The organism is Kitasatospora sp. UYEF31 (assembly GCF_057291755.1).
Genome location: NZ_JBXAWK010000095.1, coordinates 1 through 13,860, shown reverse-complemented (window position 1 = coordinate 13,860; position 13,860 = coordinate 1). Strand labels below are relative to the sequence as shown.

Annotated in this window: 14 protein-coding genes and 1 pseudogene; 9 read left to right on the top strand and 6 right to left on the bottom strand. The window is 67.8% G+C overall.

Going from position 1 to position 13,860, the window contains the following annotated elements; genetic code table 11:
• Nucleotides 1-652 precede the first annotated feature (652 nt).
• From AC0Z36_RS28150 to AC0Z36_RS28140, 3 genes are all read left to right on the top strand, one after another.
• Nucleotides 653-1,186: a hypothetical protein gene (locus AC0Z36_RS28150; RefSeq protein WP_485465893.1), complete on the top strand. Its 534-nt coding sequence runs from the start codon at nt 653-655 to the stop codon at nt 1,184-1,186.
• Nucleotides 1,187-1,754: 568 nt separating this feature from the next.
• Nucleotides 1,755-1,979, top strand: coding sequence for a hypothetical protein (locus AC0Z36_RS28145; RefSeq protein ID WP_485465892.1), 225 nt, complete (start codon nt 1,755-1,757; stop codon nt 1,977-1,979).
• A gap of 65 nt (nt 1,980-2,044) precedes the next feature.
• Entirely contained in the window at nt 2,045-2,839 is a 795-nt protein-coding gene (locus AC0Z36_RS28140; protein WP_485465891.1) for a helix-turn-helix domain-containing protein, read from the top strand.
• A gap of 155 nt (nt 2,840-2,994) precedes the next feature.
• Here AC0Z36_RS28140 and AC0Z36_RS28135 read toward each other — a convergent pair.
• From AC0Z36_RS28135 to AC0Z36_RS28120, 4 genes and pseudogenes are all read right to left on the bottom strand, one after another.
• Nucleotides 2,995-3,312 (bottom strand): annotated as a pseudogene (locus tag AC0Z36_RS28135) (UvrD-helicase domain-containing protein); the annotation flags it as partial.
• Nucleotides 3,313-3,380: 68 nt separating this feature from the next.
• Nucleotides 3,381-4,007 carry a hypothetical protein gene (locus AC0Z36_RS28130; protein WP_485465890.1) on the bottom strand — a complete coding sequence of 209 codons (627 nt, stop codon included), beginning with the start codon at nt 4,005-4,007 and terminating at the stop codon, nt 3,381-3,383.
• Nucleotides 4,004-5,308, bottom strand: a complete 1,305-nt coding sequence (locus AC0Z36_RS28125) for an MAB_1171c family putative transporter (RefSeq protein ID WP_485465889.1) — start codon at nt 5,306-5,308, stop codon at nt 4,004-4,006. The genes AC0Z36_RS28130 and AC0Z36_RS28125 overlap by 4 nt, the downstream gene beginning before the upstream one ends.
• Complete coding sequence (locus AC0Z36_RS28120) at nt 5,305-5,817, bottom strand: ParH-like protein (protein WP_485465888.1); 513 nt, start codon at nt 5,815-5,817, stop codon at nt 5,305-5,307. Before AC0Z36_RS28120 ends, AC0Z36_RS28125 begins: the two co-directional genes overlap by 4 nt.
• Nucleotides 5,818-6,566: 749 nt before the next feature.
• On the opposite strand from AC0Z36_RS28120, the gene AC0Z36_RS28115 reads away from it, so the two are divergent.
• On the top strand, nt 6,567-7,403 hold the full coding sequence (locus AC0Z36_RS28115; protein ID WP_485465887.1) for an endonuclease NucS domain-containing protein: 837 nt from the start codon (nt 6,567-6,569) through the stop codon (nt 7,401-7,403).
• The gene (locus AC0Z36_RS28110; protein ID WP_485465886.1) at nt 7,397-7,666 is read left to right on the top strand and encodes a hypothetical protein; all 270 of its coding nucleotides are present in this window, start codon (nt 7,397-7,399) and stop codon (nt 7,664-7,666) included. The genes AC0Z36_RS28115 and AC0Z36_RS28110 overlap by 7 nt, the downstream gene beginning before the upstream one ends.
• Before the next feature lie 219 nt (nt 7,667-7,885).
• Here the strand turns inward: AC0Z36_RS28110 and AC0Z36_RS28105 are convergent, their stop codons facing one another.
• On the bottom strand, nt 7,886-8,107 hold the full coding sequence (locus tag AC0Z36_RS28105) for an integrase (RefSeq protein WP_485465894.1): 222 nt from the start codon (nt 8,105-8,107) through the stop codon (nt 7,886-7,888).
• A 129-nt stretch (nt 8,108-8,236) separates the two neighbouring features.
• On the opposite strand from AC0Z36_RS28105, the gene AC0Z36_RS28100 reads away from it, so the two are divergent.
• Both AC0Z36_RS28100 and AC0Z36_RS28095 read left to right on the top strand, forming a co-directional pair.
• Entirely contained in the window at nt 8,237-8,887 is a 651-nt protein-coding gene (locus AC0Z36_RS28100; RefSeq protein ID WP_485465885.1) for a helix-turn-helix domain-containing protein, read from the top strand.
• A 203-nt stretch (nt 8,888-9,090) separates the two neighbouring features.
• A complete protein-coding gene (locus AC0Z36_RS28095; protein ID WP_485465884.1) occupies nt 9,091-10,422 on the top strand; it encodes a tyrosine-type recombinase/integrase in 1,332 nt (443 codons plus the stop codon).
• Nucleotides 10,423-10,852: 430 nt separating this feature from the next.
• Here the strand turns inward: AC0Z36_RS28095 and AC0Z36_RS28090 are convergent, their stop codons facing one another.
• Nucleotides 10,853-11,236 (bottom strand): hypothetical protein, encoded by a 384-nt coding sequence (locus AC0Z36_RS28090; RefSeq protein ID WP_485465883.1) that lies wholly within the window; start codon nt 11,234-11,236, stop codon nt 10,853-10,855.
• Nucleotides 11,237-12,120: 884 nt separating this feature from the next.
• On the opposite strand from AC0Z36_RS28090, the gene AC0Z36_RS28085 reads away from it, so the two are divergent.
• On the top strand, nt 12,121-13,149 hold the full coding sequence (locus AC0Z36_RS28085) for an NAD-dependent epimerase/dehydratase family protein (RefSeq protein ID WP_485465882.1): 1,029 nt from the start codon (nt 12,121-12,123) through the stop codon (nt 13,147-13,149).
• Nucleotides 13,146-13,769 carry an AMP-binding protein gene (locus AC0Z36_RS28080; RefSeq protein WP_485465881.1) on the top strand — a complete coding sequence of 208 codons (624 nt, stop codon included), beginning with the start codon at nt 13,146-13,148 and terminating at the stop codon, nt 13,767-13,769. Before AC0Z36_RS28085 ends, AC0Z36_RS28080 begins: the two co-directional genes overlap by 4 nt.
• Nucleotides 13,770-13,860 lie beyond the last annotated feature (91 nt).

The following is a 13,860-nucleotide window of genomic DNA, read 5'->3' as shown; positions in this document are numbered from 1 at the left end:
GGCCCCGCCCCTGAGCACTGGCCGACCCCGCCGAGCAGGGCACCTCACCCAGACCTCATCGCGAATCGGGCATCACGGCGCGAACCGCACTCTGAGAGAATCCCCGGATCTAGTTGAAGCAGACCGGTGTTCTCGTCGAAAAGGCTGCCGGTCTGCTTCGGTGATGGATATCGAGCCCCTCGGGGCTCGGCACGGCGTCCGAGGTTCCAGCCTCGGGCGCCTTTGTGTTTTCGCCGCCCTACGGGGCGGCGGGCCGGTGGTCTACGTCATCGCGTGGTGCCCCTCGTGGGCTGCGCTCGGGTCGGCCTTGCGTGGCCGGACCGACACCATGGCACCCCTGTCCGATCAAGTCCACCGCCGCGAAATGCCTGATGGGGATGGGCGCGTGACACCCCTTCAGCGATACCAGGACGAGGTGGCCGCCGCAGCCCCGTACGGCCGTCCGACCCTTCCGGCCGAGGCGCCCGAGGGCAGGTTTCGGCACGCCCTACCAATCGGTTGACTGTCACGGTCGGAAGCTAACCACGGATACCCGACATCGCGAAAGAGGGATCTTGAATCTCTTGCTTGCTTTCGCGAATGCGGATGGTGCAGAGTAGGCGGGACAGTAGGACAGGCAGCACCTTCGCGATCCCGGAGAGGAGGGCCCGCAGTGACCAAGCCAGCCAGGAGCGGGAAGCCCGACGCGGCCGACGGCCACCACGCACCCGTCGGGGCGGACGGCGGCGGCCTCGACGATCCGGGCCCGTTCGCACACCGCCTGGAACACCTCTTCGCGACCGTGTACCCACGTTCGCGGGGCCGCGCCTACTCCAGCCGGGAGGCGTGCGAGGCGATCAACGAGGCGGAGGACCGGCAGCTCTTCGGCGTCACGCACATGTGGGAACTCCGTACCGGACGCAAAAAAGACCCGACGCTGAGCCGGGTCGCGGCGCTGGCCAAGTTCTTCGCCGTGTCGCCGCAGTACTTCTTCGACGACGAGCTGGCAGCGCGCACCAACGCCGAACTGACGGTCCTGGCCGCGATGCGGGACTCCGGGGTGCGCACGATGGCGCTGCGCGCCGACGGCCTGTCGGACAAGACCGTCCGGGGGCTGGTGACGATGCTCGACACCGTCCGCGAACTGGAGGGCCTGCCCAAGGCCGTCGAGGACCCAGGGCCCATTCCGGACGCCCGGGAGCACTAATATCCGCGGCTCTCTGGCGATGGAAAATAGCGAAAATACAGCCGAACCCGGACGGGACAAATCGGGAACGAACATCCTCTGACAACAAAAACCGGTGCCTGCCACAGCTGCAGCAGGCACCGGAGTGAGAAATCCCGCGCGCCAACGCGGTCCTCCTCGATGTCCCGGTTCTGGGTTGGAGTCCGTAGCACCCGGGCCCTCGGTGACCGCGCAGAAGCCCACCGAGGTTGGCCGTACCTCTTGACGAGAACCTGTCCAGACCCCAGTTGAAGCTCGTGAACATAGTTGCGCAAGAGGACTTGGCACACCGCTGCAGGAACAACGGGGCTTCACGGCCACTGACCAGCCGAACCGCGTCGGACCCTGTCTGGAAAGTTCATGGGCCTGCTTGCACGGTTCTGCAGGAAACACGGCGTGGACGCTGTCCCTGATTCGATTCCGCCGTCCGGACCTGAGAGCATCAGGCCCACGCCGAGCCTGTGACGCCAATCACCGGTTCGCACAGGCGTGTTGGAGTCCGTCAGCATCGTCGTGGGTACCTCGATGAGGGCCCGGGGAAGAGGTCGTTGTGGCCAAGAAAAACAACCGCAGGGTCGCGTGCGTGGACAGCGTCCGGGAACCGGGGCTGACGCTCCGGGGGACGGACGTGGTGATCATCGTGGTGATCATGGTTCTGGCGTCCGCACTGACGGTGTCCGGAGTGCCGGTCGTCGTCGTGCTGGAACTGCTGACCGGCGCAGGAATGGTGGGCGGCTATCTCGTCCACCGGTCTCCGGCTGCCGCAACCCGGTAGCGGGGCGCACGGTGGGCCGCCGCGAAGGTGCTGTCCGCCCGTGCGAGAGGCCCCTGGAGAAGTTGGTGCTGTGGCTCCGAGCACAGCGCCAGCTTTCCGGGCTGACGTACGAGCAGATGGCGAAGATGACTGGATGCAGTCCGACGACTCTGTCCCGGGCCGTCAAGTGTGACCACGTCCCCACCGAGCGGACCGTCGTGGCCTACACCTGGGCTTGTGGAGGCGATTCGGGGACGGCCATAAAGCTGTGGCGCCGGGCCCGCGACACCGCCGCTTCGCGAAAGGTCTCGCGAATCGAACCGCGGGGCATGGTCCGCCCCGAGTATGTGCAGGACTTCGCAGGCCTGCAGAACGCCATGGTGGAGTTCCGGCTCCGGGCCGGCGAGCCGTCTTTGCGGGAACTGGACCGCAGAGCCGGCGGGAACAGCAATCTCGCACCCAGCACGGTCAGCCGGGTGCTGCGCGGCAAAGGCCTGCTCCGCAAGAAACTGTTCCTGACCTTCTTGTCCGCCTGTGGTGTCGAAGACACGGACGTAGACCTGTGGTCCGAGGCGTGGGATCGCGCGAACGAACGCACAACGCTGTGGAGGTACACATCAGCCCTCCACCGTGCGGACCAGGTCCTGGAGGGGCAGATAAGCCGGGCATGGGATATCTACAGCAGCCTCGTCACCGATGATCTACTCGCGCAAAAGCAAGAGCAACTGATGCAACTTAGGCGGAATCTCCAGCAGAGTTACCCGGTGGAACTGAGTCGTCCGTTCGACCCGTCGGCCGCCAGGATGTACGAGCAGGCGGTGGCCGCGCGCCAGAAATTCGCCGACGAACTCAGCAGGTTCGTGGCCCTGTCTCCGCGATGAGACCCGTAGACCTGACCCAACGTACGATCGCTTCCCGTAACTACATCTCCGTGCTGTGATCCATGTCGCGGCCGGGGTCCGGCAGGCGGTCCTGATCACGACTCCCGCCGCGCGTGTACGGGGAACTGTCACGGTGGCGGGGGCCGAGGATGTTCCAGGCGGACGGTGCATCCGGCGATGGTGCGGCACAAGACTGTGTCGGCGAGCCAGGGCAGGGCGTCGATGATACGCAGCCAGCGGTTGACCTCGTCGGCGAGGCGAGGACCGAAGCGGAAGGATCGGGACAGCGCGAGTTGGTAGCCGTCGAAGCGGGTCATGACGTCGCGGGCGCCGCGCCAGCCGTACATAGCCTGGCCGGAGTCGCCGACCATGATGAGTTGGGCGTGGTCGCACTGGTCGAGGAAGACGCGTTCGACGACGGGGTTGGTGTCTTTGGCTTCGTCGAGGAGGAGGAAGTCGCCGGGGATGTAAGGGTGGCGTGCTTGAGCAGCACTCGCTGGCCGACTGGCGGTCTAGCCTCGGCCCTGGGGCCTGAAGTCGGTTACTTCAAGAGGGCGAACGTGGTTCCGGCGACGATCAGGCCGAGCACGCTACCCGCGACGGTCTGGCTGAGCGTGTGCGCCCGTACTGCCACCCGCGACCAGGCAACGACGGGCACGAGCGGCACAGCGACCAGCCACCACGGGCCAAGCGCGATCACCGTCATGGCGATGGCCCCGGCCAGAACACTCGTATGCACGCTGACCTTCCACACCGTCGTCACCGCCAGGATCACGACCAGGGTCGCGAGCATCGCCGCGACCACGGCGACCATCGACCGCGGCGCCCCCAGGACGAGCATCGCGGCGATGCCGACGGCGACGGACGCCATGATCGCGGGGATGACCCGCAGCCGTTGCTGACGCCGGCTCAGGTCGCGGTCCTCGAACCTGCCCCGGCGGATCCCCGCCCGGATCAACACGGTGGGCACGACTCCGGCACACAGCGCCGCCCACACACCCCAGCCGATTCCGCCCCAGCCGGCGGTGCCCGCTCCGATGACCAGGACGACGGCGAAGATGACGTTCTTGGGTTCGAGCCCGTCGGTGACGCGGCGGGCGATCCGGGACGAAGCCGTCGGCGAGGCCTCGGGACCGGCTGTCTCGGGGTCCTGCGTGGTGTCGCTCATCGGGAGGCCTTCTCGTCGATCATGTCGTTCATGATGCGCATCGTGGGCGAGGTGTAGGCCAAGGCGACGCGGGCCAGCCACGCCACCGTGTCGGGCTCGGAGTCCGCCGGGTGCGGGGTGTACAGGTCGCCTTCCCCGTCGTCGCACGGGTGCTCCGCCAGCATCACGCCGACCAGTTCGCCGGCCACCGCCGTTATCGCAGCGCTGCCGGTACTCACCGTCGCCAGAGATGCCCCCTCGACGACCTTGCGGGCGATGGCGGTGCGTTCGACCCGGCGCAGCCAGTACGCCTCCGCCGCGGCTTCCGCCGCCGTGCCGTTCAGGCCGGTACGGTGCGCGGCGGCCAGCGCGCTCGCGTGCAGGCCTGCGGGCGCGTAGATCCGCAGGGACCGGGAGGCGTCCCGGATCTCGACGGTGCGCCGGTGCAGTCGGAACGCCGTGTCCCGCGGGTCGAGGTCCTGTCGTCGCGTCGTCTTGCTGCCCATGACGATGTGGGGCGCCGCTTCGGTGAGCCCGTCCCACAGGGGGTACAGGACGCGCAGCATCCTCCACTGGCGCCACCCACGCGCGATGGCGGCGTGGGCGGCGTAGGCGCTTCCGATCACGACCAGGGCGATGGCCGTCGTCTTCAGGAGCTCTGACGCAGTCTGGGTGGCCGAGTCGCGGTCGGCGAAGCCGAAGCCCAGTCCGGCGGCGAGCAGGTACGTCACGCGCAGCAGCACGTAGCCGATGCCGAACCCGCATCCCACGCCCATCAGGTAGAGGGAGCGGCGCAGGCCGCCGCGCGGTGCCCGGTGCGCGGCGCGGACGAACAGCAGCGTGCCGGTGACCATGGCCAGTCCGACGTACGCGGTGAACACCGTCTGGTATGCCGTGGCGGCGGGGTTGCCGGCGTGGTCCACGAGGAAGGACCCGTGGTCGTCGCCCCGCCCGGGGATGTGGGTGAACAGCACGGTCATCGCGATGACCGAGCATCCCGCGAGCCAGTACCGCGCGGAACGGTAGCCCTGGGGCGGGCCGTCGGGCCGGGTCAGGGCCGTCACCCAGTTGATCAGTGCCAGCATCGCGACGACGGCGATGCAGTGCTTGAACAGTGTGCCGATGGCGGCGACGCCGGTGACGTCCTCCAGCAGGTCGTTGACGCCGGAATGCCCCAGGGTGAGGGCGGTCGCCAGGGCGGTGAAGGTGGCCCACAGGGGCTGGTCGCGCAGCGCGGAGCCCAGGTCGCGGCCGGCGGGGCGCCGCCACACGACTGCCATCCAGGCGAGGGCGATGACGGCGACCTCAAAAGAGTCGATCATGGTCGTTGCTTCCTACGCCGGGGCGGGTTGACCAGGTTGTCGTGCAGGCGGGTCAGCGTCCATCCGTACACCTGGGGGACTTCGGGGGCGGGGGTGGTGAGCATGCTCGCCATCACTTCCGCCTCCAGTTCGCGGTCGTCGTCGTAGCGGGTGCGGCCGAGCATCCGCATCGTCAGCTCCGATGCCGAGTCCGGGTCCTGGGGGCCGCTCAACCCGAACGGGGCGCCGCGATGACCCAGCAGCATGTGCCCGAGTTCGTGGGCGATGATGTGGTCCGCGTGGGCCCGGGTGGTCGTGGCGTCGTACCAGATGTAGTCCGCCGTCGGCATCTCCATCCACGTCCCGCACAGCTCGCCCAGGTCCATGTCCTTGGGTACGGGCATCAGGTGCAGCGGGCGGCCCCGGTGGCGGGCGATGTTGTCGCCCAACGCCCGGACGTCGAACGGTTGCGGGATCTCGATCCCTTCGAGGAGATCCCCGCAGGTGGCGCGTACTGCCTTCAGATCCACAAAAAGCCCTTGCTCGTGCTCGAACGGCTGCGCGTAGTCAGGACGGTTGCCGTACGGATGGTGATCAGAGCCTCAGCGGTCGACAACCTTGTAGAAACCTTCTTCGTGGCAGGCCTGCTCGATGACGGGGGCACTATCCGTTGACCGCTCCACCCTCCAGTGCGCACCTGCCCGCTCCGGCTGAACCGACGTTCGTTGGGCCTGAGTCTGGTCGGGACAAGCGGATCAATACCTTAAATAGCATCTAAATACTCTTATCGCCCATATCGGACATGACGCGTCATCTCGCCAGCCTCAACCATCAGTTTGAATGCATGTGGCACGTTGACCTGACCAATCGGGCAATGACTCCCATCACAGGAGATTTCGACCTGACATGTCGACCGGACAGCTTCGGCGCCCTCCCCAGGGGCGCCCCCTGCCGGGTGCGCTTGCCCACAACGACGCTCGAGATCTCACCGCGAGGCCGAGCACTCCGGCACTGTCAGCGGCTGCGTACCCACCTTCGCGCAAGAACGTGCGTCTTCAGGGACCGCGACGCGAGGCACCCCCCGAGACGCGCTGACTGCCGGCAGGATCCACAACTCCCCTTTTTTCAGGCCCGCCGTCTGACGCAGCGGGAGCAGAAGCAGGAAGATCTTCCGCGCCCAGCCTCAGCGGAAGGCCCCGAGGACTTCTGCTCAGACGGAAATAGCAGAAGCCGTCCGGCTGTTCATGACCTTTACTGCTGGTCGAGCGATCGGGGGGCTATGGCGACCGAAGTGGCACTGTGGAGAGTCGACGGCGGTCGGCCGCGACGGCTGGCTTCAACTCCGATACCCCTGGAGCGGGATCTGGAGACGCTGATAGAGCAGGACCCGGACATCCTCGGGGAGCGCCTGCTGCTGATCGGCCGTCAGGTACGCACCGCACACGGCGGGTTCATCGATCTGCTCGCGGTGGACGGCGACGGCGTTCTGCACGTACTGGAACTCAAGCGGGACCGCACCGCACGCGACGTGCTGGCACAGGCGCTGGACTACGGCTCGTGGGCGGGCACGCTGTCGCACACCCGGATTCTGGAGATATTCGGCGCCTACGACCCGACCGCCTCCTTCGAGGCGGCGTTCGAGAAACGCTTCGGGGCGCCGGCCCCGGAGGAGCTGAACACGGGACACAAACTGACGATCGTCGCGGCGCGCCTGGACGACGCGACCGAACGGATCCTCGGCTACCTGGCGGGCCTCGGGGTGCCGGTGAACGCGGTGTTCTTCCAGCACCACCAGGACCAGGGCCGGCTTTACCTGAGCCGCTCCTGGCTGCTGGACGAGGGCACGGCCGAGCCCGCGCCGCGAGCCAGGGCCGCTGTCCAGCGGGAGCAGTGGAACGGGCGCGCCTGGTACGCCACGTTCGGCGAGGACGACGTCCGGTCCTGGGACGACGCGCGCCGGTACGGATTCCTGTCGGCCGGCGGGGCCGGTGGTACTCGCAGGCCCTGGAGCGACCGCCCGTCGGAGCCCGCGTCAACGCCTACCTCCCCAAACTGGGCTACGTCGGCGTCGGCGTGGTGTGCGGTGAAGCCGTACGGTTCGCCGACGCCGTGCTGACTCTCGAGGGGGAACCGGTGCGCCTGGCGGACGCGGGCCTGCTCGGGACGTACGAGCACGCCGGACAGGACACGGACCCGGACGTGGCCGAGTACGTTCTGCCGGTGCGGTGGCTGCATACCGTCGGGCGCGACCAGGCGGTTCGGCGGCCGGGAATGTTCGCGAGCCAGCACCCGGCCTGCAAGCTCCGCAACCAGGCCACCCTGAACATCCTGTCCGCGGCCTTCCCGCAGGCGAACGACGAGCCTGTTCCGCTTTCCTGACCCGCCGGGCCCGGGGAATCGGTGCGTTCAGGGGCGGCAACCTGTCGCGGCCTTCCGGCTTCTACGCGTCCCGTCAGACGCGGCCACGCTGAGCCGCACCGCGGCGCCCTCCGACCGCAACGCGTCGCCGATCCCGGTACGGACGTCCGGGCCGACGCACTCCGGCCCAGATCCCGAGTCCACCAGAGCGTCGACCGGCGGCATGCGATCAGTCGACTGTCAGGCCGCCAAGGCATCGAACGCCTCCCCGGGGGCCACCTTGAGCGCCCGCCACAGGTCCGACGTGATCACGCGGTACCCGTTGCCCATCCGCTGCACCGGGCACGGGTACCGCCCCTGGCGGACCAGCGCGTACCCCGTGCTCCGGCCCAGTTGGAAGGCCCGGTTGGCGGTCTGCAGCGTGACCGCCGCGGGCAGCGCGAGCAGTTCCACCCGCGTCATCCCGAGTCGACCGTCATCATCCGTGTTTGATGCACTCACGACACTCTCCCGGTGATCTAGTGGGTCTTCAGGGGAAATATGTATCACACGTGTTGCCAGAACACTCATACCCATGCTTAAAGTGTCTCCATGAGCAATCATGCCTGGGGCCCTAGACTGACGGCCCGCGTCGCCGGACAGCTACGCGGACACCGCAAGGCCCAAAACTTGACCCAGCAGGACGTCGCCGACGCCTGCTCCGCTCTGGGGCTGGACGTCCCCCGTACGACGATCGTGAACCTGGAACTGGGCCGCCGCACGTCGATCGACCTGGGCGAATTCCTGGTCCTGGCCCAGGTGCTGGACGTGCCGCCCATCGCCCTGCTGTTCCCCCTGGGAAGCGCCGAAGACATCGAGGTCCTCCCGGGCCGCACGGTCGGCCCGTGGGACGCGCTGACCTGGTTCACCGGGGAGACCCGTCAGACAGCCGTCCCGCCCGAGGGCTCCCCCCAGGCGGTGCTCGACACCTACCGCGCGCACGCCGACGCTCTGGCCGCCGCCCTCGTAGCCACCAACCTGGCCCAGGAACGCCGCCGCAAAGCCACCACCGTCCTGGACGAGGAGCGCCGCGCCGCCCTGCTCCACCTGGCCGGGCAGTACGAACAGCTGGCATTCGACGACGCCCGGGGGCTGCGCGCCTTCCGGATCGCCATGCGCGAACAGGGACTCACCCCCCCGGCCCTGCCCACCGAACTTCGGTTCGTCGACGACAACGACACACAAGGCGAGGCGCGCTCCTGAACGGCAGCACGACCCGGCGCTGCTCCTGCCGGAACCCCGGGACGCAGAAGAACTACGGAGCGTCCTGCCCGAAACTGACCAACAGACGCCACGGCCGGTGGGCCGTACGCTCCGAACTCCACAACCGGGCGGACGGAACCCGGCGCGAATACCGGCGCAGCGGCTTCCCGGACAACGACCAGGCCAAGGAACACCTGGGTGCGGTGGGTGCCCTGCTGGCCATCCCCTCGGCCCAGGACCTCGACGGGCAGTTGGCCGTCAGTGACCTGCTCGAAGCGTGTGCGAAGGCCAAAACCGACCTCCCCGACTACGACGAGACCCGTCGGCGGTTCCTGACCGGCCAGCCCCTCACCAGCAGCACGACCGTCGGCGACTGGCTCCGGCTGTGGCTCGACGGGCGCAAGGCCCTACGCGTCACCGGCGTCAAGCGCTACGAGTGCGACATCCGCGTCCACCTCGTGCCGCACCTGGGGACGCTCCCCCTCAATCAGCTCCGTGTCCACCACCTCGACACGATGTTCTCCGCCATCAATGAGGCGAACATCGAGATCCAGGAGCAGAACGCCCTGCGGCGGGCAGCCGTCGACGAGCTCAGGACGATCCCGTGGAAGGGTGCCGAAGACCGGGCCCGGCGCGCGGACATCCGCCCCGCGATCAAAGCGCTGCCGCCGTTCCGGCGCGTCACGGGGCCTGCGACCCAGGGCCACATCCGCGCGACCCTGCGCGCCGCCCTGAACGTGGCGATCGCGCAGCAGGTCATCACGTTCAACCCCGCCGAGCACGTGGAACTGATCTCGGCGAAGAAGCCCAAAGGCCTGGTGTGGACCGACGAACGCGTGGCCTTCTGGGGAGAGACCGGCCGCAAGCCGTCACCGGTCATGGTGTGGACGCCCGCCCAGACCGGGCGCTTCCTCGACTTCGTCGCCGACCACCGCCTCTACGCCCTGTGGCGCCTGATCGCCTTCCGGGGCCTGCGTCGCGGCGAAGCGTGCGGACTGCGCTGGATGGACCTCGACGCCAAAGCCGGCGCCCTGTCAGTCGCCACCCAGCTCATCCAGGACGGCTGGAAGGTCATCGAGGGCGAACCCAAGACCGACAGCGGCGTACGCGTCGTCGCCCTCGACGCCGAGTCCCTCACCGATCTCGACACCCACCGCCGGCAGCAGCTCAAGGCCCAACCCGCCTGGCACACCGGATGGATCGAGACCGGGCGCGTCTTCACCCAGGAGGACGGCTCCTGGCTCCACCCCGGCAAGCTGAGCACGCTCTTCGAGCGGCTCATCACCCAAGCAGCCCTGCCGCCGATCCGGCTGCACGACCTCCGCCACGGCGCGGCCACCCTCGCCCTCCTCGCCGGCGTCGACATCAAGATCGTCTCGGAGATGCTCGGCCACTCCGACACCCGCATCACCCGCGAGATCTATCAGGCCGTCCTGGACGAACTCGCCCGCGAGGCCGCCGAGAAGGTCGTCCGCCTCGTCCCCCGCACCCAACGGCGGGGTGCCACGGCGCCCGCCGAAGTCCTGTCGGCGTGAGGCACCCTCGTCGGGTCTGGTGAATACCGCCACCAGACCCGACGGGTCCAGACGAATGCGACCAGGCCCGTCGGCTCCGCAACAACGACGGGCTTGGCACTGTTGCGAGTACGCAAGCTGAATGAGTCGTGGAGCGGCGAATACTGGCCATCCACAGGTTCGTGATTCGTTCTCGCCCATGCGGAGCGGACGCACCGTCAGTCTCCGCGGACAGGTCGACAAACAGTTCACCCCTGAACGCACGGAGCGGACAACATCCGGCGCCACACAGTCCCAGCAGGTACGAGGTGTCGTCGCGCGGGCGCAGGGCGAGTCGGCCGGCGGGCTGTGGCTGCCGCCTGCCCTCGCGCCTGCGAACTGAAGCGGTCACACACCCGCCGAACAGCTACCCGTGCTCGGCGTGCCTGCCGAGATCCCGCCAACTCGGTGCTCACGAGCTCGACGAGAATGACCCCAGGGGTGGAATCACATCGAAGTACCACAGGAGCAACGGAATCCCGACGCTACCGAAGAGCGCGCCGAGCACGAATCCCGCCGCCCCCGCGGCCTCATGGACAAGCGATGACGGCCCACCCACCACAACCCCGAGCGGGATACCCGCCATCGCCGCGAAGAACAGCGCAAGGCAGACACCGAGAGGGAAGCTGACCCAAGGCAGGGTCATCTCGCCGTCCACGACACGACGCACGATCGCGGCCGTCAGGGCCGCGTTGTAGATCGTCCAGGCACCTACCACCACAAGAGCGACCGCGATCGCGACCAGGCCCAGCACCACCATGAACAGGATCGCTGCCCACTCGCCGATCCTTCGCATGCGATTCTCCCGGGACCGACTCGACGCAGGTGCCTTGAGCTCCACCCCCAACGGTAGCGAGGCCCCCACCAGCTGCCTACCTGGGTCGGCGTACTCCCTGAAGTACAAAGACGCGTACGGGCTTTGTCACTTCCCGACAAGACAAGAGGCAGCAGACGACGACCCCTCGCGCACCCCTCCCGCACAGACGCCGCGCTCATGCGCTCCCCTTGCGCTCCCCTTGGATTTCCGGGGCCTGCACGACGTGCCCCCGCCCGCCCCAAAAACGTCACGGAAAAGCAAAAACCCCAGGTCAGCGAGTTGCCAACCTGGGGTTCTCTGGGGCCGCCTTCGGGATTCGAACCCGAGACCTACGCATTACGAGACCATGAGTGATCGTGGTGCGTGGTGCCTGCTCGTGCTGCTGAGTGACGTTTTGCCAGATCAGAGCATGTGCGGCCGGTTGAACCGTGCCGCCTCGTATCACGCCGTCCAAAGGCGTCCGGCCACCGGCTGGCCACCGAGACCGGTGCCAGAGATGCCAAAGGGTCAGTGCCCAGAGGTTGTCAACCTCCCACAGGCGCTCCTTCGGGCAGCCCCCTGCTCCCGGCGGACGGCCCAGCAGGGAGCCCTCCCACCGCAGCCGGTGCCGGGCACGCTGATCGTCGATTTCTCAGGCCGACGGCCCACCGAGCCGGTCCGAACTCGGCCTCTCCAGGGACATCACCGGGGATCTTGGCACTCATGCCGGCCTCACCGGCAACTACAACGACCATTTTGAGACCGCACATTCTCTCACCAGCCATCGACACAAGGCCTCGATCCCAGTACCCACCTCCTACTGGGATCTTGCGCTAGGTGCGAACAGTCGCCCACTGCGCCCGTGAGCGAGAGATCATCGGGACATGCAGATCTTGGTATTGGGTGGTTCGGTGTTCCTAGGGCGGGCTTTCGTTGCGGAGGCCAGGCAGCGCGGGCACGAGGTGACAATCTTCAACCGCGGGCTGTCCGGGACGGATCCGGCTGGGGTGGAAGTGCTGCGCGGGGATCGCGAGGTCGGGGATGATCTGCGGCGACTGGTTGAGGGCCGGCACTGGGATGTCGTCGTGGACACCTGCGGGTTCCACCCGCAGGTAGTCGGGGAGTCCGCACGGGCGCTCTCCGGCCATGCCGGAGCGTATCTGTTCATTTCATCTTTCCATGCCTACGCCGACTGGCCGGCCGAGCCCTTGGACGAGGGCTCGCTCCGGCATGCGTGTGCGCCGGACGCCGAGCCCGACGATGTGGTCTACAACGCGCTCAAGGCGGGCTGCGAACGCACCGTCGAGGAGTTCTTCGACGGCGACTCACTGATCCTCAACCCGGGTCTGATCATCGGCCCGTACGAAAACACGGGCCGTCTTCTGTGGTGGCTTGAGCGGATAGCGCGCGGCGGTCAGGTGCTGGCGCCAGGCAGTGCGGACCGGTCGACGCAGCTCATCGATGCCCGGGACATCGCTGCCTTCGGACTCGACCGGATCGAGGCGGGGGCCACCGGGCGCTATCTGGTGACCGGGACCATCGGGGCCGCCACGTTCGGCGAGCTGCTGGCGAACTGCGCCAAGGTGACCGGCTCGGACGCCGAGGTGGTCTGGGTGGATGAGTCCTTCCTCCTGGAGAAGGAAGTCGCCGTATGGACGGGACTGCCGATGTGGGCCGTGGACCAACCCGTCATGGCGGGTACCTGGCTTGTGTCCTCGGAAAAGGCGCTGGCAGCCGGGCTTCACTGCCGTCCCCTCACCGAGACGATCCGTGACACCTGGGAGTGGTTGCAGACCAGGGGCCCGGCGGCCGGACCGTACAAGCAGGGCACGACGCTTCTCGGAATCGAGCCGGAGCGGGAGCGGCGGATCCTCGAGGAGTGGAACTTGCTGCATGGCAGCGAGGTCGTATGAGGACCGGAAAAGCACCCGGGGAGCGCACCCTGTACGACTGGTTCGCCGCCTCGGTCGAGGAGTACGGTGGCCTGTCCGCGCTCGAGGTGGACTCGGACCGGCTCAGCTACGACCAGTTGCACTACCTGGCGGATGGGCTCGCCTCCGAGATCCTGGACGCCTTCGGCGGGAAGACGCCGAGCCGCGTCGGTCTGCTGGCCTCACGCAGCCTGCTGGCGTATGCCGGATATCTGGCGATCCAGCGGCTGGGCTGCACCGTCGTACCGCTCAATCCGGCCTTCCCCGCTTCGCGGATGGCCCTGGTCGCCAAAGCCGGAGAGCTGGACCTGGTGCTGGCGGACGGTGGGCTGCCAGGGCCCGACGGCACCGGGGCGGCAGGTCCGTTCCCCGTGCCCATGCTGCGCATCGACGCCGCTCGGCTGGCTTCGCTGAGCACTCCTGGGAGGCGCGAAGCTCGGATGCCGGATCTTTCGGCGGCGGGCAAGGCCAATCCGGACGATTACGCCTACGTACTGTTCACCTCAGGGTCGACGGGTACGCCCAAAGGCGTGCCGATCAAGCACCGCAACATCTCCGATTACCTCACCCATGTCATCGGCCGCTACGAGCTCGGGCCGTGACTGTTTTGGATGGTCGGTGAGCTGCGGTCTGGTGCGGAGTGGTCTTGCCTGGCCGGTAGATTGATCTTGTGACCGACGCTCAGCAGCAGCC